Origin of the sequence: Hippea sp. KM1, assembly GCF_000526195.1 — a bacterium.
In the GTDB taxonomy this organism is placed as follows: Bacteria; Campylobacterota_A; Desulfurellia; order Desulfurellales; family Hippeaceae; genus Hippea.
Window position 1 is genome coordinate 1,234,290 of sequence record NZ_JAFP01000001.1, and the last position, 20,346, is coordinate 1,254,635.

The 20,346-nt window shown below is 44.4% G+C and carries 24 protein-coding genes; 5 read left to right on the top strand and 19 right to left on the bottom strand.

Going from position 1 to position 20,346, the window contains the following annotated elements; all coding sequences use genetic code 11:
• Positions 1–10: 10 nt before the first annotated feature.
• Genes fliF through flgB form a run of 4 tightly spaced genes read right to left on the bottom strand, consistent with a single transcriptional unit; the run spans position 11 to position 2,880 of the window.
• On the bottom strand, positions 11–1,684 hold the full coding sequence (fliF, locus tag D891_RS0106285; RefSeq protein ID WP_025270276.1) for a flagellar basal-body MS-ring/collar protein FliF: 1,674 nt from the start codon (positions 1,682–1,684) through the stop codon (positions 11–13).
• A gap of 43 nt (positions 1,685–1,727) precedes the next feature.
• Positions 1,728–2,024 carry a flagellar hook-basal body complex protein FliE gene (fliE, locus tag D891_RS0106290; protein ID WP_025270277.1) on the bottom strand — a complete coding sequence of 99 codons (297 nt, stop codon included), beginning with the start codon at positions 2,022–2,024 and terminating at the stop codon, positions 1,728–1,730.
• Positions 2,025–2,058: 34 nt separating this feature from the next.
• Entirely contained in the window at positions 2,059–2,472 is a 414-nt protein-coding gene (flgC, locus tag D891_RS0106295) for a flagellar basal body rod protein FlgC (RefSeq protein ID WP_025270278.1), read from the bottom strand.
• A gap of 9 nt (positions 2,473–2,481) precedes the next feature.
• A complete protein-coding gene (flgB, locus tag D891_RS0106300) occupies positions 2,482–2,880 on the bottom strand; it encodes a flagellar basal body rod protein FlgB (protein ID WP_025270279.1) in 399 nt (132 codons plus the stop codon).
• A 94-nt stretch (positions 2,881–2,974) separates the two neighbouring features.
• On the opposite strand from flgB, the gene D891_RS09545 reads away from it, so the two are divergent.
• Genes D891_RS09545 through zapE form a run of 4 tightly spaced genes read left to right on the top strand, consistent with a single transcriptional unit; the run spans position 2,975 to position 8,012 of the window.
• Positions 2,975–5,092, top strand: coding sequence for an HD domain-containing phosphohydrolase (locus tag D891_RS09545; protein ID WP_025270280.1), 2,118 nt, complete (start codon positions 2,975–2,977; stop codon positions 5,090–5,092).
• Positions 5,061–6,029, top strand: coding sequence for an ABC transporter permease (locus D891_RS0106310; protein ID WP_029952216.1), 969 nt, complete (start codon positions 5,061–5,063; stop codon positions 6,027–6,029). The genes D891_RS09545 and D891_RS0106310 overlap by 32 nt, the downstream gene beginning before the upstream one ends.
• On the top strand, positions 6,022–6,969 hold the full coding sequence (locus tag D891_RS0106315) for a radical SAM protein (protein ID WP_025270281.1): 948 nt from the start codon (positions 6,022–6,024) through the stop codon (positions 6,967–6,969). The genes D891_RS0106310 and D891_RS0106315 overlap by 8 nt, the downstream gene beginning before the upstream one ends.
• On the top strand, positions 6,966–8,012 hold the full coding sequence (gene zapE / locus D891_RS0106320) for an AFG1/ZapE family ATPase (protein WP_025270282.1): 1,047 nt from the start codon (positions 6,966–6,968) through the stop codon (positions 8,010–8,012). Before D891_RS0106315 ends, zapE begins: the two co-directional genes overlap by 4 nt.
• Here zapE and D891_RS0106325 read toward each other — a convergent pair.
• The 12 genes from D891_RS0106325 to D891_RS0106380 are packed head-to-tail and all read right to left on the bottom strand — an operon-like array spanning position 7,999 to position 15,938.
• A complete protein-coding gene (locus D891_RS0106325; protein ID WP_025270283.1) occupies positions 7,999–8,640 on the bottom strand; it encodes an HAD family hydrolase in 642 nt (213 codons plus the stop codon). The two genes, zapE and D891_RS0106325, sit on opposite strands and share 14 nt — an antisense overlap.
• Before the next feature lie 28 nt (positions 8,641–8,668).
• The gene (fabF, locus tag D891_RS0106330) at positions 8,669–9,901 is read right to left on the bottom strand and encodes a beta-ketoacyl-ACP synthase II (protein WP_025270284.1); all 1,233 of its coding nucleotides are present in this window, start codon (positions 9,899–9,901) and stop codon (positions 8,669–8,671) included.
• Positions 9,902–9,910: 9 nt separating this feature from the next.
• Entirely contained in the window at positions 9,911–10,147 is a 237-nt protein-coding gene (gene acpP / locus D891_RS0106335; protein WP_025270285.1) for an acyl carrier protein, read from the bottom strand.
• A gap of 22 nt (positions 10,148–10,169) precedes the next feature.
• Positions 10,170–10,913, bottom strand: coding sequence for a 3-oxoacyl-[acyl-carrier-protein] reductase (gene fabG / locus D891_RS0106340; RefSeq protein ID WP_025270286.1), 744 nt, complete (start codon positions 10,911–10,913; stop codon positions 10,170–10,172).
• On the bottom strand, positions 10,910–11,845 hold the full coding sequence (gene fabD, locus D891_RS0106345; RefSeq protein ID WP_198014800.1) for an ACP S-malonyltransferase: 936 nt from the start codon (positions 11,843–11,845) through the stop codon (positions 10,910–10,912). The genes fabG and fabD overlap by 4 nt, the downstream gene beginning before the upstream one ends.
• Positions 11,846–11,847: 2 nt before the next feature.
• Entirely contained in the window at positions 11,848–12,795 is a 948-nt protein-coding gene (gene fabK, locus D891_RS0106350; RefSeq protein WP_025270288.1) for an enoyl-[acyl-carrier-protein] reductase FabK, read from the bottom strand.
• Between the two features lie 3 nt (positions 12,796–12,798).
• Positions 12,799–13,779: a beta-ketoacyl-ACP synthase III gene (locus D891_RS0106355; RefSeq protein WP_025270289.1), complete on the bottom strand. Its 981-nt coding sequence runs from the start codon at positions 13,777–13,779 to the stop codon at positions 12,799–12,801.
• Positions 13,776–14,807 carry a phosphate acyltransferase PlsX gene (gene plsX, locus D891_RS0106360; RefSeq protein ID WP_029952091.1) on the bottom strand — a complete coding sequence of 344 codons (1,032 nt, stop codon included), beginning with the start codon at positions 14,805–14,807 and terminating at the stop codon, positions 13,776–13,778. Before plsX ends, D891_RS0106355 begins: the two co-directional genes overlap by 4 nt.
• Entirely contained in the window at positions 14,808–14,987 is a 180-nt protein-coding gene (rpmF, locus tag D891_RS0106365; RefSeq protein WP_013682216.1) for a 50S ribosomal protein L32, read from the bottom strand.
• Between the two features lie 14 nt (positions 14,988–15,001).
• Positions 15,002–15,418 carry a nucleoside-diphosphate kinase gene (gene ndk, locus D891_RS0106370; protein WP_025270291.1) on the bottom strand — a complete coding sequence of 139 codons (417 nt, stop codon included), beginning with the start codon at positions 15,416–15,418 and terminating at the stop codon, positions 15,002–15,004.
• Positions 15,411–15,677, bottom strand: coding sequence for an FmdB family zinc ribbon protein (locus tag D891_RS0106375; protein ID WP_025270292.1), 267 nt, complete (start codon positions 15,675–15,677; stop codon positions 15,411–15,413). Before D891_RS0106375 ends, ndk begins: the two co-directional genes overlap by 8 nt.
• 6 nt (positions 15,678–15,683) lie before the next feature.
• Positions 15,684–15,938 (bottom strand): DUF167 domain-containing protein, encoded by a 255-nt coding sequence (locus D891_RS0106380; RefSeq protein ID WP_025270293.1) that lies wholly within the window; start codon positions 15,936–15,938, stop codon positions 15,684–15,686.
• Between the two features lie 128 nt (positions 15,939–16,066).
• On the opposite strand from D891_RS0106380, the gene D891_RS09550 reads away from it, so the two are divergent.
• Positions 16,067–18,352: an HD domain-containing phosphohydrolase gene (locus D891_RS09550; RefSeq protein ID WP_025270294.1), complete on the top strand. Its 2,286-nt coding sequence runs from the start codon at positions 16,067–16,069 to the stop codon at positions 18,350–18,352.
• On the opposite strand, the gene D891_RS0106395 is transcribed toward D891_RS09550, so the two are convergent.
• The 3 genes from D891_RS0106395 to D891_RS0106405 are packed head-to-tail and all read right to left on the bottom strand — an operon-like array spanning position 18,353 to position 20,345.
• Positions 18,353–18,646 (bottom strand): metal-sulfur cluster assembly factor, encoded by a 294-nt coding sequence (locus tag D891_RS0106395; RefSeq protein WP_025270295.1) that lies wholly within the window; start codon positions 18,644–18,646, stop codon positions 18,353–18,355.
• Complete coding sequence (locus tag D891_RS0106400) at positions 18,643–19,512, bottom strand: ATP-binding protein (protein WP_025270296.1); 870 nt, start codon at positions 19,510–19,512, stop codon at positions 18,643–18,645. Before D891_RS0106400 ends, D891_RS0106395 begins: the two co-directional genes overlap by 4 nt.
• Complete coding sequence (locus D891_RS0106405; RefSeq protein ID WP_025270297.1) at positions 19,509–20,345, bottom strand: nucleotide-binding protein; 837 nt, start codon at positions 20,343–20,345, stop codon at positions 19,509–19,511. The genes D891_RS0106400 and D891_RS0106405 overlap by 4 nt, the downstream gene beginning before the upstream one ends.
• Between the last annotated feature and the right edge of the window lies 1 nt (position 20,346).

Consider the following 20,346-nt stretch of genomic DNA (forward strand, 5'->3'; position numbering starts at 1 on the left):
CCCCTAACTATTACTGTTTGGGTTTTACATTTAGAAGGGTCTTTATCAGGTTTGCCACCTCCTCCGGATTCTCCTCTGCTGCCTCCCTTATCTTATCCTCCATCATGCTTGCCCTGATCTTCTCCTCATCAACAACCTCTTCCTCCTCAAGCTTCGAGGCTATCTCTTCCTCTATCTCCTTAATCGTCTTACCCTTAATCTCCTCCTCTTTTAGCTCCTCAGAGGCCTCAGCAGCCTCAGCTCCGCCCTCCTGTTGTTGTGCTGAGGCCTCCTCCTTTTTGGCCTCAACGGTCGATACGGTCATCACATTCTTAATAAACTTGCGCAGGAAGAGGAAGTAAAACAGGGCGAGCAATACGGCAATAATGATATACTTATAATAAGCGGCAACATTGATAACCATATTGCCACCGCCAATAGAAACACCACCCATATGTTTCTCTCCCGACAAAGCAAATTTCATACAAGTAACCGTAACCCTATCACCCCTGTTCTTATCGTATCCTATAGCGCTCATAACAGCCTGCTGTATGGCGCCTATAGTATCGGCAGGCAACGGCTTGAATTTATACGAAACAACCTTACCCTTCTTATTCTTCACAGGCTCGTATATCCCATCAACAACCACTGCAGCGGACACCCTCTTTATCTTAACCAGCGGCCCCTCGGTTATGGTTTCTGTTTTGCCCACATCGTAATTTGTAATGGTTTTTGATTTTGAATTCTTGGCCACACCGCCACTCTGTGGGGTCTTGTTGTCTATGTTAGAGATAACCCCAGGAACACCACCGCTAACAGGTGTGGTTGAGGTGGATTCCTCATTCTGCTCACTAACCACCACGCTATTGGGGTCATAGACAATCGACCTCTTCTTTATCTTGCTAAGATCCAGATCGACATCGACGCTAACAACAAACTTATCCTTACCCAAAATGGGGGCCAGCATGCTCTTTATCCTGTTTTTATACTGCTCCTCTATAAACTGCTTGTATTTAAGCTCATTGGCCGTCAACAACTGCTCATCGGTGGCATTAATAGAAAGCAGATTACCGTCGCTATCGACAATCGTAACATCTTTGTATGACAATCCCGGCACAGAGGAAGCAACCAACTTCTGAATAGCAACAATCTGCTGCTTTGTAAGCGGCCTGTAAAGATCTAAAACGATGCTTGCCGTTGGCGGCTGTTGCCTTTCTGTAAATATGGTGGGTTTCGGTATGGCTATATTGACCTTTGCGGATTTAACCTCGTTTATATTCTCGATGGTTCTTGTTAGCTCGCCCTCCAACGCCCTTATGTAATTTATGTTTTCAACAAAGTTGGTGGTCCCAAAATTCTGCTTATCAAATATCTCAAAACCCACAACACCGTGCTTTGGCAATCCCGCAGCCACAAGATCCAATCTCAGACTGTATACCATATCCTTCGGCACCTCTATAGCCGTGCCACCGTTAACAAGTTTATATTTCACACCGTGCTGGTTAAGGTATGTGACTATATCGGAGGCATCCTTTGCATTGAGATTTGTAAAAAGTGGGGCGTATGCAACCTTAGAGGATGCAACAAGTATAAAGATAATACCGGCAAGCAAAACGCCAACAGAGCTGAAGAGCACTATCCTCTGCTGGCGGTTCATTGCAGAGTAAAACTTCTTAACCTGCTCAATAAACAGTTTAAAATCCATGTTAAGACAATATAATAAAAACGGTTAATTTAGCAACAAAAAACTATACTTGCATGCGCATTATTTCTTTGTAGGCCTCAATGGCTTTGTTGCGGATCTCTGTAAGGAGCTTTAGGGAGACATCGGCCTTCTCTATGGCCATAACGGCATCCTGGATGTTCTCCATCTTGCCTGCGGCTATATCCTTTATAGACTCATCAGCCTTATTCTGAAGCTTATTCACCTCATCGAGGGACTTTTTCAGTATATCGGCAAATGAGTCCCCTTCTATCTTCTCCTTTTTGGGTTTGCTTTCAATCTGGCTATCTATGGGCTTTAGTTGAATATCCTTTACATCCATCTTACCACCATAATAACCCGTTTAATGCCATTTTTCAAGCCCTTAATACACCTAATGCTGCCTGGATCATCTGCTTTGCCGAATCTATAACTGAGGCATTGGCCTGATATGTTCTCATGGCATCTATGAGATTTGTCATCTCAACAACGGGGTTTATATTGGGATATGCCACATAACCGTCCTTGTTAGCCAAAGGATTTGACGGGTCATACACCAACTTCGGCGGCGAATCATCCCTTACAACATCCTTAACCTCAACGGTCTTAAGCACATCGGAAAACTTAGAATAGCCGACAGCCTCAAAGATCACATCCCTCCTTTTGTATGGTCCGCCCTCCTGGGTTTCAACCGTGTCGGCATTGGCTATGTTTGACGATATTATATTCATCCTTAATCGCTGGGCGCTCATGCCGCTTGAGGCTATGTTCATGCTATCGAATATACTCATTCAACCCTCCTATGCATTTCTTGTCGATGATATTATATCCTTATACTCATTGAACTTATAGCGCTCAAATGCCGTCAGGGCATTGATAAGCAGCGTGTTCTTTGCCAGATGCGTAAGTTCTTTATCCAGTTTTACATTATTCTGGTCGTTTTTAACAAGATAATCGTCTCTGTCCCTTTTAATCAAAAACTCAAGCCCATCTTTGGGCTCTATGTGTCTTGGATCCTCCTTTTTAAGCTCTATATCCTTACTCTTCAGAGAGAGTATATCCTTAAAGGGTATGTGCTTAGCCTTATAGTGCGGGGTATCTGCATTTGCTATATTGCTGGCTATAACATCCTGCCTCAACACGGCAACATCGAGGCCGTATTTTATATAATCAAATGTCGAATCATTCAAAAACGGCATCCTGCACCTCCCTTGAGTATATTAGCAAAAAATATTCCCAAAAAACCGAGCTTTTCGTTGACCTTATACAAAAATTGTTATAGAATTTGCAATTATGGGGGGAGATGGTTCACTGCTTCTTAAGGCCTTAGAACTATCAAACAGGATAGTCAAAGGCGATTATAAGAAACACAACTGGAAACTCATACTGGACAACATTGCCCAGCTATGCGGCGTTGACGGTGCCTTTATAGGCTTTTGGGATAGTGGATACATAAAATTCAAACACTCATCCTTCTTCATGGCAGAGAACTATCCAAAGCAGATCTATCCCCAGCTCTATGAGGTGCCTTTAGAATCAAGAAGAGAATTCCACGACAGGCTAAAAAAAGACGGGCATCTCATCATCAACGATTACCAAAACTATCCTCTGGCGCTAAAGTCGTGGCTGGATGTGGGCCTGAAATCCCTTCTTGCCGTGCTGATAAAAACAAAGGACGAAATATACGGCTCGCTCCACCTGATAAGCCTAAAAAAGATCAAATCGTTCTCAGAAGAAGAGATAAAGATACTAAAGACCATCGCAGACACAATAGCATCGGAGCTTCAAAAGGAATCATACATAAAACAGATAGAGATAGAAAGAGAAAAGAACAAAAGACAGTTAGAGCTGTTTAAGCTTTTGGATTCCAAGCTATCGCAGAATGTATCCATTAGCCTGATAGCCCAGGCGTTGAGGAAGATAAAGGACCTGGCAGGCGCAAAGATGCTGTGTTTTCTGTTTGCCTCAGAGAACCTTTACATAACATTAAACGACAAGATAGAGGTGGGCGATATAGAGGCAAGCAAGAAGAACATGATATACAACCTATGGAAAACAAACACAAAAACCATATCACAGAGCTGCTCCACCGACAAAACATACCCGAAATACTGCGTTTACATACCGGCAACATCAAAGGGAAAGGTTGTGGGCGTCTTTGGTTTTGGATTCAGTCAGGAGCCGCCAGATGAGTTTAAATCAGAGCTTGAAACATTCCAGAGTGCCTTGACCCATTTCATATCCATCGTTTACACATACAAAACCATCCGCTCTGTTTTCAGCGAACTCTCAGAAACAGAGGAAGGCCTTATCCAGGCATTTGTCTATTCCACAGAGGCCAAGGATATATACACCAGGGGGCACTCCGAGCATGTCGCCAGATATTCAAAGCTAATAGCCAGGAAGTTGGGATTGGACATATACCAGCAGGAGATGATGTACAATGCCGGTCTATTGCACGATATAGGAAAGATAGGCATACCCGATGCCATATTGCTAAAACCCGGCAAATTAACACCGTTTGAGTTTGAGATTATGAAATACCACCCTATAATCTCATACGAAATCGTAAAGAATGTTCCAAAATTCAAGGGTATTGCAAAATGCATCAGGCATCACCACGAAAAGTTAGATGGCAGCGGATACCCCGATGGACTATCCGGAAACGAGATAGAGTTAGGGGCCCGTATACTGGCCATTGCCGATATATACGACGCCTTGACAACAGACAGGCCGTATAGAAAGGCCCTAAAGCCAACAGAGGCCATAGAGATCATGAAATCCGAAAAGATAGATCAGAGCATACTCTCAAAGGTCGAGGATGTGCTGGTTAGCAGCTTCATAGAGGAGATAACATGCAAAGGCACATTCATACCGGAAAAGATAGATTACTTCCGCAAGCACATAACAGAGATGGATTACATGACAGGCCTAAAAAGGAGAAGCTATCTTGTGCGTATAATGGATAGCTACATACAGAAAAAAGAACCGTTTACGCTGTTTATGGTCGATGTAAAGAACATGTCATACATAAACCACAAATACGGCAGGCTGGTGGGTGACAGGATCATACTCTTTTTGGCTGAGGCCTTAAAAGGGATAATAAACAAAGAGGCATTAGCCAGAACATCGGCCGATGCGTTCATGTTTATGTATTTAGGCAAAAACACAGAGGAGTTTCACAAAAACATATCGGAGAAGCTGAAAAACGGCATCATAGACAAGATAAAAAGCAAAAGCTGCATAATAAACGAAGATGAAGCAAAAAACATCATCGGATGCTATATAACCTATGCCAAATACCCCCAGGAGGGCAAAACATCCGACGAATTGATGTATATATGCTCGCTAAAAAAGAGAAAAGAAGCTTTGAATTACTATGCGGGGCTTTATTCTAAAGAAGATAGCTGAGCTAATCCCCACATTCTTCGGTATAACATTCATAATATTCTTCATAATCCACCTATCACCGGGAAATCCCGTAAATGCAACGGGTGGCTTTAACCCCAATGTATCATACGAATCGCTCAAAAATATGGAAAAGATATACCACCTAAACGAGCCGCTCTATATCCAATACCTGGATTGGTTAAAATCGTTCTTCAGGTTGGATTTCGGATATAGCCTAATAGACGGTGTAAGTGTATGGGACAAAATAGCCTATAGCCTTCCCATAACGCTAATAATAAACATCGTGGTATTGCTGTTGTCCCTTGCAATATCCATACCCATAGGCATAATTGGGGCAGCAAAGAAGGATTCCATTGTTGATAAATTCCTAACATTCTTTGTGTTCAGTGGATATTCCATGCCGTCGTTCTGGCTGGCACTCCTGCTTATGATATTGCTCTCTGTTAAATGGCACCTCTTGCCCCTTGCGGGCCTGCACTCCTTCAATGTAAAAGAGGGCAGCCTACCCTATTACATCGATATGGCAAAACACCTAACAATACCTATTTTTATCGGCGTCTTTGGGTCTTTGGCCGGCTTTTCAAGATACATCAGAAGCGGCGTTGTCGACACATTAGAGAAGGATTTTATAAAGCTTATGTTTATGCGGGGCATCAGCCCAAAAACCATCCTATACAAACATGCCCTGAAGAACGCCCTATTGCCGCTTATTACGATAATGGGGCTATCCATACCCTCCCTGATTGGTGGAAGCGTGATCATAGAGTCTATCTTTGCCATACCCGGCATGGGGAGGCTGTTTTACCTTTCTGCAATGGCAAGGGATTACCCCACCGTCATGGGTATATTGACCATAAGCACTATTCTTACACTCATTGGAAACCTCATAGCAGACATATGTTATGCGATAGTGGATCCAAGGATAAAGTATGAATAACACAAAACCCATATACCTAAAAACATACAAAGAGGGTAAGTTGGATGAGAAGATAGAGAAGGCCTACGAGATGCTCAAAAGCTGCAGGCTATGCCCGAGGGTCTGCAGGGTCAACAGATTGGCTGGCAAAAAGGGCATATGCAATACGGCCGAATTGCCAGCTGTGGCAGATTATTTTCCGCATTTCGGAGAGGAGGATGTGCTTGTTGGCAAAAACGGCTCAGGCACGATATTCATATCCTGCTGCAACCTGTTGTGTATATATTGCCAGAACTCATCCACAAGCCATCTGTGTGAGGGCAGGACGGTCTCTATCGAGGAGTTCTCACAAATGATGCTATCACTGCAAAGGCAGGGATGCCACAACATAAACATAGTGACCCCAACCCACATAGTTCCTCAATTCCTCAAAGCCCTAAAATTGGCAATAGAAGACGGCTTAAGCATACCCATCGTTTACAACACAAGCGGCTATGAATTACCGGAAACGCTAAACCTGTTAGACGGCATTATAGACATATACATGCCGGATTTTAAATATTGGGATAGCAAAACTGCAGAGGCATACTCATCTGCCAAAGACTATCCCCAGATAACAAAAAACGCCATAAAGATAATGCATAAGCAGGTTGGCGACCTGGTAATAGAAGACGGCATAGCAAAAAGGGGGCTTATCATAAGGCATCTGGTTCTTCCCAACAGGCTTGCAGGCACAAAGGAGATAGTAAACTTCATAGCCAAAGAGGTATCGCCCAACACATACACAAACATAATGGCACAATACAGGCCCTTAGGCTTGGCATACAGATTCGAAGAGATAGCAAGACCAATCACGGAGGAGGAGTATTTAGAGGCGCTGTTGTGGGCAATTGAGGCAGGCTTAAGGCGGCTGGACAACAGTTGTCTGGATTTTCTTAAAAGAAGGGGTATAAATCCATGAAAAACGCCATATCGTTAAACGAATTAGACTTCTCATCACCCATAGAGACCATCATAAACCAAAACACCATACCACCCAAATTCAAGGGATGCTCCTTTGACAACTATATACCAAACAAGGATTACCCATCCCAAAAACAGGCAAAGGAGCGCCTGATAGAATTAGTGCAACAGATAGAGACCTTCAAGAGAAAAACACCAAAAAACAAGCTGTTGCGCAAGCTCATAAAAACCTCAAAACCGCCACACATATACTTAGACGGCGTGTTCGGTGTGGGCAAAACCCATCTGCTTGCCTCCATAGGCAATGCATATAGGGGAAAGAAGCTGTTTATATCCTTCTCCGAACTCATGTATCTGATTGCCTACTATACCCTTCTGGATGTGGTTGATATGCTATCACAATACGACATAGTGCTTTTGGATGAGTTTGAGGTTGACGATCCAGGAGATGCCATGATGGGCATAAACTTCATAAGGGAGATAAACAAAACCGACACTGTTGTTATAGCCACATCCAACACGCTTCCCTCTCAGCTGGGGGCAAGAAAGTTAGACATGCTAACATTCAAAGCCAGAATGGGGTCATTGATCAACTCATTTGAAACAATAATAATCGACGGTGAGGATTACAGATTCAAACAACCCAGCCTGAATTTCAGCATCTCAAACTCAAACCTTAAAGAGATATTCGGCAAATATCAACCCAAAGAAAAGCTAAAACTCTATGTAAACTTTGAGGAGCTCATAGAAAAACTAAAAGAAATCCATCCGACAAGATACAGAAACATAGCCTATTCCCTGGATGCCTTGTTCATAGAAAACCTAAGGCCCTTCAACGATATGGAACTGATGGATGCATTGAGGTTTACCTACTTGATAGACATGCTCTATTACGGCGATGTGAATATATTTGCAAGCTCCAACATCGATAACATATGGAACCTGTTTCATCAGGATCTAAAAGAGGGCAAATTTAAAACAAAGATAGGCAGATGCCTTTCACGGTTAGAGGAAAAATGCGTGCTTGTTAAACCAGATTGAGCAGCTCGATCGGCTTTTTCAATACAAAATCGACCTCGTATTGCCTTAAAATATCCTCACCCCTAAAACCGTATGCAGCCCAGCCTATTTTTACGCCGGCTGCTCTTGCTGCCTCTATATCGTTTTCAGAATCCCCCACCATTACCCCGCCGTCTAACTCCAAACCGTGCCTATCCCTTAGCGTCAATATGGGTTGCGGATGGGGTTTTCTAAAGGGGAGGCTATCGCCGCACACCACATCCCTGAAGTATCCATCTATACCCAATCCTTCAAGCACCCGTTTTGTAAATATGAAGCTCTTATTGGTGATGACAAACATCTGGGTATTCTTTGTCTTTAACCTCTCAAGCACATCCAATACGCCCTCATACAGAACCGTATTATCCAATAGGTGTTCGTAGTAATGGGCAAAGAAAAACTCCATCACCCCATCAAATAGATGAACCGCATTCTCCTCCTTTAAGCAATCCTCCACCAACCTCCTAACACCGTTGCCCACAAAGCTATAGATCTTCTCGTTTGGAAGCGGTTTTAGGGAAAACTCAACCAATGCGGCGTTTATGCTATTTGCAAGATCCAGGCGGGAATCTATGAGAGTGCCGTCAAGGTCAAAGAGAACAAACCTCATAAAAAAACAAAGGGGCAAAAGCCCCTCTTCAGATTTTCTTAAAGATCACAACGGCGTTTGTTCCACCAAAGCCAAAGGAGTTGGACATGGCCGTTTTGATGTCCTTCTTAATCGCCTCATTGGGTGTATAGAAGAGATCGCATTCATCGTCAGGGTTATCCAGATTCATCGTCGGAGGTATAACACCTTCTTTCAAAGCCAACACGCTAAACACAGCCTCAACGCCACCGGCAGCACCCAATAGATGGCCGGTAACCGACTTGGTTGAGCTTATGGTTAGCTTATAGGCGTGATCGCCAAACACCGTCTTTATGGCCTTTGTCTCTATAATGTCGTTGAAGTGTGTGGATGTGCCGTGTGCGTTTATATAGTCTATATCCTCAGGGTTTAGCTTAGCATCATTTAGGGCCATCTTCATGGCGTATGTTGCACCTTCACCTTTGGGATCGGGCGCTGTGAAGTGATAGGCATCATCACTCATGCCAAAACCGGCAAACTCAGCTAAGATCTCAGCACCCCTCTTAACGGCATGCTCATACTCCTCAAGAATCAAGACTCCTGCACCCTCACCCATAACAAAACCATCCCTATCCCTATCAAACGGGCGGGAGGCCTTCTCCGGCTCATCGTTCCTTGTGGATAGAGCCTTCATGTTGGCAAAACCGCTAACAGCCAGCGGCGTTATGGTCGATTCCGTTCCGCCGCATATCATAACATCGGCATCCCCGTATGCAATACAACGGGCAGCAAGGCCTATGGAATGGGTGCCTGTTGCACAGGCCGTAACATCGCTAAAATTGGGCCCCTTTGCGCCAAACTGCATGGCTATGTTGCCTGCAGCCATGTTTATAACGGCAACGGGGATAAAGAAGGGAGATACCCCCTTTTGACCCCTCTTAAGATAAGCCTCGTTGTACTTCTCAATCGTCTGAAGACCCCCTATGCCACTTCCCACGCTAACGCCAACCCTGAACGGATCCTCTTTATCCATATCCAGGCCGGCACTCTTTATAGCCTCATCCGTCGCTGCAATGGCGTATAAGGAAAACAGGTCGATCTTTTTTACATCCTTCCTATCGACATATCTGGTCGGCTCAAACCCCTTAACCTCACCGGCTATCTGAACGGTCAGGTTAGAGGCATCAAAGTGGGTTATCCTGCCTATTCCGCTTATACCCTTACAGGCGTTTTCAAAACTCTCCTTAGCATTCAGGCCAACGGGCGTTATGGCTCCAACACCTGTTACAACAACCCTTCGCATTGCTCTCTCTTATTTATTTAAATGGGATTCAACATAATCGATGGCATCCTGAACGGTTACGATCTTCTGGGCATCGGAGTCCGGAATGTCGATGCCAAACTTCTCCTCCATAGCCATAACAAGCTCAACCGTATCCAGGGAATCTGCTCCCAGATCCTCAATGAACTTGGCCTCAGGCTTAACCTCATCCTCGTCCACACCCAACTGCTCAATAACGATCTTCTTTACTTCCTCTGCTACATTCATCTTACAAACCCCCTTTTTATTTTTAAATATATAATCCGCCACTTATATTGATGACTTCGCCCGTTATGTATGAAGCTTCCTCGCTCAGTAGAAATTCAACCAGGTTGGCCACATCCTCCACGCTGCCCAAACGACCGAGGGCAATATTGCCTATCAACGCCTTCTTCTGTTCATCGTTCAAAACGGCTGTCATATCGGTCTCTATATACCCCGGGGCAACGGCATTGACCCTTATGTTGCGCCCACCCAGCTCCCTTGCAAGTGATTTTGTAAGACCTATTAAACCGGCCTTGCTTGCAGCATAGTTGGCCTGCCCCGCATTACCCATAAGGCCTATGATGCTTGATATGTTAACTATTACGCCAAACCTCTTTTTTATCATATACCTTGATACATGCTTTATGCAATTCAAGGCACCCTTTAGATTGACATCTATAACCCTGTCTATATCTTCTTTGTTCATCCTCATGATAAGATTGTCTCTTGTAATGCCTGCGTTATTGATTAGATAATCAATACTGCCATACCTTGATGCTATCTGTTTTATTGCCTCGCCTGAAGCATCAAAATCGGCCACATCAAAACCGACCGCATCACACCTGCCGCCCTCTGATGTAATCCTATCGCACAGCTTTAAAGCCATGTCCCTATTGTATGAATAGTTAACGATAACCGTTAAACCCTTCTTTGAAAGTTGATATGCTATCTGAGCGCCTATACCCCTGCTTGACCCCGTAATCAGGGCCACACTACCCTTAAAATTCATACCCTATCCTTATAGCTATTATAGCTTTTCAAGTCAACCACATAATTTATATTGGCCTTGCGCATCTGCCTTTTTAGCATCGAGGATAGCACATTCTTTGGCCCAAACTCTACAAACTCATCGCACCCCAACTCTATGGCCTTATTAACATTATCCGTCCACCTTACCGGGTCTGTTATCTGGTTGATCAGATAATCCTTTATGTTTGAGCTATCATCTATAACATCGGATTTTGTATTCTCAATCACGGGTTTTGAGGGCTTTCTAAATGCTATTTTATCCAGAACCCTCTCCATTTTTTCCTTAACCGGCTCCATCAATGCGCAATGGAACGGAGCAGATACATTCAACGGTATTACCTTGCCCAACCCCCTTTCGCTTGCAAGTTGCGATACCTTCTCAACACCCTCTCTATATCCAGACACTATGACCTGATTATTGGCGTTATAGTTGGCTATCTGGCAATATCCATTCTCAAAGTTTTTGCTGACACCTATACAGAGCTTCTCCACCTCGTCGTGTTTATCTGTGATTATGGCAGCCATAGCCCCAACACCTTCAGGCACGGCCTGTTGCATAAATTCGCCCCGCTTATGCACCGCATAGACCGCATCCTCAAAATCCAAAGCATCCGCTGCAACCAATGCAGAATACTCACCCAACGAATGGCCTGCAGCAACATCAAAATCAAAATCGGTCTCGGATTTTATCAAATCGTATATGGCCAAAGACACGGTCAATATGGCCGGTTGGGCAAAGGCTGTAAGTGTTAGTTTATCCTCCGGACCATCGAACATAAGGGATTTCAAATCAAAACCTAAGGCATCGTTTGCCCTATTGAATGTCTTTTTAACCACATCAAAGCTCTCATACAGATCCCTGCCCATGCCGACAAATTGAGAACCCTGGCCTGTGAACATCAAAAACCTCATCATCAGACTCCCAAAAGACCGTTTATCTGTTTTATTACACCCTTAGCTTCTTCAATTATATCCCTTATTATTGCATCAACGGGCTTTACATCGGATATTAAACCGGCAATCTGGCCGGCCATAACGCTTCCGTTTTTCACATCGCCCTCTCTTGCTGCAAGCCTGAGTCTGCCCTCGCCAAATTTTTCAAGCTCCTCAGGCGTCGCGCCGCTGTTCTCCAACTTTATAAACTCCCTTGCCAATTTGTTCTTTATTATCCTGACCGGATGGCCTGTGATCCTGCCGGTTACAACCGTATCCCTATCCTTTGCCTTGATTACAGCCTCTTTATAGGCCTCGGCTATTGTGCACTCATAAGAGGCGACAAATCGGGTGCCCATCTGAACACCCTTTGCCCCCAATGCCAAAGCAGCCACCAACCCCCTGCCGTCTGCTATGCCGCCTGCTGCAATCACAGGGATCTTGACCGCATCGACAACCTGAGGCACAAGCGCCATAGTGGTAAGCTCACCTATATGACCGCCAGATTCCATACCCTCTGCTATAACGGCGTCTGCCCCGGTATCCTCCATCCTCTTTGCCAACGCCACACTGGCAACAACCGGAATGACCTTAGCCCCGATAGACTTAAACCTATCCATATACTTGCCAGGGCTGCCAGCGCCCGTTGTAATCACCTTAACCCCGTGTTTAACAACAACATCCACCACATCATCCACATAAGGAGACAAAAGCATTATATTAACGCCAAATGGCTTCTTTGTAATTTCCTTAGCCTTTATTATCTCCTTCTCCACCCAATCGGCCTCTGCATTACCGGCTGCTATGATACCCAATCCGCCAGCCTCAGAAACAGCAGCAGCCAGCACAGCATCGCTAACCCAAGCCATACCGCCTTGAATTATCGGATAATCTATACCCAACAGATCGCAAATCTCTGTCCTAAACATCTATCACCACCTTACAACACCTGCAGCCCAGGTTAAACTTGCACCAAAACTATTCAACAAAATCACATCCCCATCCTTTATCCTTCCACTCTTATAGGCCCAATCCAGAGCAAGAGGAATAGATGCAGCAGAGGTATTGGCGTGTTTGTCTATGGTCACTATAACCCTATCCTCATCTATACCGGCCCTTTTTGCCACGCTCTCTATGATCCTCTTGTTGGCCTGATGGGAGACCATTAAATCCACATCGGAAAAATCCATATCCACAAGATCCAGGGCCTCCTTGCTCACGCTTGCAATATTCCTAACGGCCATCTTAAATGTTTCGTTACCCTTCATTTTAATGAAAATATCCCTGTTTTCAATCACCTCTTTTGAACAGGGCCTTATACTGCCCGGTGCAGGAGCCCTCATAAGATCCGTATACCTGCCATCCGAATGCAGAACCAAACTTATAACACCCCTGTCTTCTTCCTCTGTTGCCTGAAGCAAAACACACGCTGCACCATCGCCGAACAATACGCATGTGGTTCTATCGGTCCAATCAACTATCCTGCTTAATATCTCAGCCCCTATAACCAGGGCGTTCTTAACCATACCGGATTTTATGTATGCATTAGCAATGGATAAGGCATACATAAAACCGCTACAGGCAGCATTTATATCAAAACCAAAGGCATTATAGGCACCAAGCTTCTCCTGAACAAACAGCGCAGTTGCAGGCAACGGTTGATCCGGCGTTACGGTGGCCAGAACAATGAGATCGATGTCGGACGGAGATAGATCCGAACCCTTTAGTGCATCCAAAGCAGCCTTATAGGCCAAATCCGATGTCGACTCACCCTCCTCTGCAATATGCCTTATCTTTATGCCTGTTCTCTGGGTTATCCATTCATCCGATGTATCAACCATCTTCTCCAGATCAAAATTGGTCAATATCTTCTTCGGCAAATAAGCCCCCGTCGAAACTATCCTTGCATTCATGTCCTCACAGCCCCCTTCAACTCCTTAAGCAAAAAACAACCCTCCATTGCGGATTCTATCTTATCGTTCACCTTCTCCTTGGAAAACTTCACAGCCCTTAAGATGGCGTTTTTAATGGCAACACCATTGCTCCTGCCGTGGCTGATTATGCATGAGCCGTTCACCCCTAAAAGGGGAGCCCCCCCAAAAGACGAATAGTCGGTTTTACTCTTTAGCATCCTGAAAGCCGGTTTGGCCAGAAGGAAACCGACCTTATACCAAAAGCTCTTTTTTATCTCTTCCTTTAGAAACTCTATGATCAAATCGGGTATGGATTCGCTGACCTTTAGAACAACATTGCCGACAAACCCATCACACACTATAACATCGGCCTTACCCTTGTATATATCGTCACCCTCAACATTACCTATAAAGTTCAGCCTGCTTTTTGATAACAGATCGTATGCAGCCAGCGTCAATTGATTGCCCTTGCCGGGCTCAGCGCCGTTGCTTAAAATCGCCACCCGTGGATTCTTGATACCGGCCACATGCTTTGCATACACATAACCCATAATGGAAAACTCAAGGAGGTGTTGTGGTTTACAGTCTGCATTAGCCCCAACATCCAACATTAACATCTGACCATCCAGCGTTGGAAGGAGCGTTGCAATGGCAGGCCTGGAGACACCCTTTATGCGACCCAGCTTAAACATAGCCAGCGCCATAGCCGCACCCGAGTTGCCTGCCGTCATAAAGGCATCAGCCTTACCGCTTTTGACCAGATCAACAGATACGGCCATTGATGAGTTCTTAAGCCTGAGCGCCAAAGAGGGCTTATCAGACATCCTAACAATCTCTTGTGCGTCGAATATATCTATTCTCTTTTTTAAATCATCGTCTATCTGCTCAATCAGCCCGTTCAGTTCATTCTCTTTGCCGACAAGATGGATACGAAGATCGCCCTCCTCTTTCAGCGCTAACTCAACACCCTTTATGACCTCTTGGGGGGCATGATCCCCCCCGTATGCGTCCACGGCAACAGATATCATTTACTCCTCAGGGGTCAAAACTTCCCTATCACCGTAATAACCGCAAGATGGGCAGACCCTATGCGGCAGTTTGTATTCACCGCAGTTTGGGCACTTTGTCAATGGCACATTCTTAAGTTTCTTATGCGTTGCCCTCTTTGCAGCCCTTGAATGGCTTGACTTTCTCTTTGGCTGAGCCATCTTCTTTCTCCTTTCTATACAAGTTCTAATTCATTAAAGAAGAAGTTTATCTCATAATTTGCCGACTCTGAAGAGTCAGAACCGTGCACGGCGTTTCTTTCGATGTTCGAACCGTAAAGCTTCCTAATTGTTCCTTCTTCTGCCTCTTCAGGATTCGTTGCACCCATGAGCTTTCTGTAATCCGCTATTGCGTTCTCCTTCTCCAAAACCATAACAATAATAGGCCCCTCGGACATAAAATCGGTCAAGGAATCATAGAAGGGCCTATCCTTATGTACTATATAAAACTTCTTGGCCTGCTCTTTTGTTAGATGGATCTTCTTCATACCTATGATGTTAAAGCCATTCTCCTCAAGCATAGATATAACCTTGCCCGCATTCTTGGCCGCCACACAGTCCGGCTTGATAATAGAAAGTGTCCTTTCAACCACTCTTAGCCTCCTTGCTTTGCGTATTTTTTGAGCCGTTATCTTTATTAGAAGAAGTCGATGAGCCCTTTGTTATATTGCTTTTATAATCGGTTACATACCAACCAGAACCCTTAAGCTCAAAGGATGTCTGCGATATGAGCTTCTTTATTCCACCCTCCTTGCCGCAGTTTGGACATACAGAAGGGGCAGGATCGCTAAACTTCTGCAACAGTTGGAATCTATGAGAGCAGAACTCGCACTCATACTCATAAATCGGCATCCTCGTTTATCCTCCTAATCTTGAGAGTATCTCATCATCGCCCAAGCAATCTATCCTAACAAGCTTGCTCTTCGATTTCTCGCCCTTCACGATCTCTATACAACCCTTTGCGATCTTCAACCTTTCTGCTATTCTTTCAATCACAACCCTGTTGGCCTTACCCTCAAGCGGTTTTTCCCTGATCTTTAAGGTCAACACCCTTCCGTCAAAATCGAACTGCTCAACCTTAGAGTTGGGCTTAACCTTAACCTCTAAGATCACCCCCACCCCCTTCCAAAAAGCCTAAAAAAATTAGCACAACAGACCCCACAAAGTCAACTTTTTAAACCGAAAAATAAAAATTTCAATTAGAGACTTTTCTAAATTAAAAAATCTATTATAATTAAAGCATGAAGTCTGGGTTTGATGAGGGCTCCTACCTAAAGGCCGTCTATGCGGTTCTTTTTGCCACATTCATCATAATGAGCGGTGCGTTTTACTATATTGAGAAGAACCAGAAAGAGGCCATATACAACTTCGTTTACAATTATGAATTAAACAGGCAGAAGAAAGAAATAAAATTAGAGACATACGCCGCCATATCGTTCATAGACAGCTATACAAAATCCACCATAAAAAACACATTCAAAAGCTTGGCCTATGAGGTATCGCTTGAAAAGATCAAGCTCAACCCACACACCAAAAGCCTGCTAAATACGCTAAAAGATGAAAGGATAAGAAAAGGGGCAAAGTTCGTCTTCTTTTTTGATAACAACACATCAACGGTGGATTTTCTTAATTTGAACAAATGCAAGCCGTATAGGGAAAACCTAAACCTATCCTTCAACGACATACACCTGTATATGTGCCAGTCGGAAAAGCTCAAAGAAGGCCAGTTCAATGAGACATTCCTTTTAGCTACAACGCCCATTAGCGACGATATACTGCTTGGCGCATACAAACCGATGCTTGAGTTGGAAAACAAAATCATGGAATACACATTCCCCCAGCTAAACAAATTCATACTGGCAGATAAGAACCAGGACAGCTACTTCTTTGTGGTTAAGATGTTGAACCTAAACGGCGGTGATGCATTCGCCATGAACATATACAACAAATCCAAAGGCGTAAGCATAGGCAAGCCCGCATCATCAAAAGGAACAGATGCAAAGGGCAACCCTTACAGGGAGGAATACCTAAAGGCCTTAAGAGAAAAGGGCGAAACATACTCGGCTTACTGGTATCCATCACCCACGACAAACAAACCACGCCTAAAAATCTCATTCAGGAAGTACTACGAACCGCTCCACTGGATGATAGGCACCGGCTTTTATGTGGATAGCATAAAACAGACAGCCTCGATGTTTGCAGATGACCTGTTTAGACAGCTCAAATACTTTCAACTCCTCCTGTTTGGTCTATACCTTGCAACAATGGCCCTTATACACCTAATAAACACCAAATTCTCATCGGACACAAATAAGGATACAAACCTAATAACATCGGCCATACCCCACATAGGAAGCAAAAAAGACCCTATAGATATAGATAAACTCCACCTAAAAAGGCTTAAAACCATAGCCAAAGCGCTCAATGAGCTGTCCACCACCATAATAGATAAAAACGAACAGATCGAAAGAAACAGGATAGAGTTTTTAAGGACATTCGTTAAGGTGTTAGAGGTCAGGGACTTCTATACAAAAGGACATTCAGAAAGGGTTGCACTCTATGCCCAAAAAATCGCTCAAATATTGGGTCTATCGAAAAGGCAGCAATACGACTTATACATAGCAGGCCTGTTGCACGACTTGGGCAAGGTGGCAATACCAGACAGCATACTCCTAAAACCGGGCAAGTTGAGCGATTACGAATACGAGATCATGAAATACCATCCCGTCTTCTCCTATGAGCTCATAAAGGATGTGGAATTTTTTAAGGGCATAGCCAAATTCGTCAGGCAGCATCATGAGCGGTGCGACGGCAGCGGATACCCAGATGGCCTAAAATGTGAGCAGATCACGCTTGAGGGCAAGATTTTGGCTATAGCCGATGTATTCGACGCATTAACCACATCCAGACCATACAGAAGGGCGTTCTCATTGGAGGAGTCCTTAGAAATCATAAAGAACATGCCGCTGGATAAAACCATAATCAGTGCTATAGAGCATAAGCTAAAGGAAATTTACATAGAGGAGAAGGAGGATACCCTGCCGTCTGAGATGCTATCGAGGGTGGAAAAGAGTAGGATAGACCTGTTTGAGAAGGATGTCTTCACCGGCCTTCACAGGATCAAAAGCCTCATAAACTTTGCAGATAAGCTCATAGAAAACCAGATAGACTTTTACCTGTTTATGGTGGACATCAAGCATCTAAAGAAGATCAACTATATCTTTGGATACCAAAAGGGCAATGAGCTGATAGCCCAGGTTGCAGCGATTATAAGAAACCTAAAATTCGCCCTCCACCCAAGCAGGGTCGGATCGAACTACTTTGCATTCATATACGCAAAAGACGATGTGGTTAAGATAGAAAAAGAGCTTCTAAATGAACTAAAAGACATCAAGATCGGCAATATAGATGTCGAGTTCTTAACGACCTTTGTCCACTCCAAAGGCTCAAAGAACGGCGAGGAGATAATCTACCTCGCCGAGATGCAATTAGAGAGCCTAAAATGCTCATCCATCAAGCAAAGATAATCACTTATCCAGCGCTTTTAAGAATTCCTCAGCCTCCTTAGCCCAGATGAAATTTTCCACCTTGACATTGGCTTTTTTAACACCATCAACGGAGAGTATGGCCTTCTTTATGGCTATAGCAAGCTGCAAACCAACGGGGCAGTTCTCAACGGTGGGTCTAAACTTTATGTTGACAACGCCGCTTTGCTCATCCACCTCCAAATCGTAAACGAGCTTTAACTTTACAACATCCTCCCTAAGCTCAGGGTCGTAAACACCCTTTAGCTTCTCCAATACCTCATCCCTGATACTCATAGCTTCTCCATAACCCTTGCATATATTTCATCGACGGCCCTTTTAACCGATTCGCAGGCCTCATAGGGTATCTGCAGGTTTACTATGGCCTTGGGCACGCACTCATCAAACGGGATCCTCCCCAAAACCTCCATGCCCTCCTTTTTTGCAAACTCCTCTATCTGTCTGGTCTTTTCCTCGTTCAAGTCGTACTTATTTACAACCACACCGCTTTTCACCTTAAAGGAATCACAGAGTCTCTTTACCCTCTCTAAATCATGCAATCCCGCAGGTGTCGGTTCAGATACAACCACAACAAAATTAGCCCCAGAAATCGTGGATATAACAGGGCATCCTATACCGGGTGAGCCATCCACCAATATGTATGGAATATCCTGCTCCTCACTTATGACATGGGCCCTGTGCTTAACCATCGTAACGAGGTTTCCGGAGTTTTCAGCACCCGGATAGAGTTTGGCATGAACCATCAACCCAAATGGGGTCTCCGATTCATACCATTCACCTGAGTAAACCTCCTTCATCGTGATGGCCTCGGCTGGGCATGCAATCTTACAAAGCTCACAGGAATCGCATTTGACCTCATCTACATAGTAATTGCCGTCTGGGTTTATATGGATTGCATCGAACCTGCAAAGCTTCCTGCAGAGATCACAATTTACGCATTTGTTGACATCTATAACGGCTTTTGGGTTTCCTTTGAAAAGCTCCTTATGCTTGAGTTTTGGACTGGTCAAGATATACATATTTGCAGCATCGGCGTCTGCATCGACAATTATCTTATCCTTCATTACATAGGCCAGACTCGAGGTTAGGGTGGTCTTACCCGTGCCACCCTTGCCACTGATTATAACAAGCTCCTTACTCATATCCTTTCCTCTATCTGCTTAATTACGCCTTTAAAGTCGTTTTTGTATTTCTCAAACGGCAAGGCTCCGTTTGAATAGCTCTTTGCTATATCTTTAGAAAACGGCAATCTATAGAGTATGGGGATGGATTCCTGTTGGGCATAATCCTCAATAAGCCCGTTATCCTCTTCATGCTTGTTCACAATAATGCCAAAATTCAGCCCCATATCCCTAACAAGTTCCACAGAAAGCTTCAAATCACTCAATCCAAAGGGCGTTGGCTCTGCCACCAGGATAACAAAATCAACCCCGTCTATGGTCTCAACAACGGTGCACGATGTCCCAGGCGGTGAATCCAGGATAACGGTTTTTGAATCGTCCATATACTCCCGTTTCAATGTGGCAATCAACTGGGTTGCACTGGCCTGACCCACATCCAAAAGCCCCATAACAAAATCTATATGGCCAGCCTTACCAACCCTTATCTCACCTACCCTCTTTGGAACCTCAATCAAGGCGCCCTCAACAGGGCACACATAAGCACAGGCACCACACGAATGGCACAATTCATCAAAGAACATGGTCTTCTTTAGCGGTTCACCCATAACCACCAGGGCCTTATAGGCACATGCATCGGCACACTTACCGCAGAATGTGCATATATCCTCGTTTATCTGAGGCACGAGTTCTGTATATGGAATGGTCTTTTCTATCTTGGGTTTTAAGAAGAGATGACCGTTGGGCTCCTCCGCATCGCAATCAATATACTGCGGGTTATCCAAAGAGTAAGCAAGCATCGTAGAGATGGTGGTCTTGCCCGTGCCGCCTTTACCGCTTGTTATGGCTATTTTCATA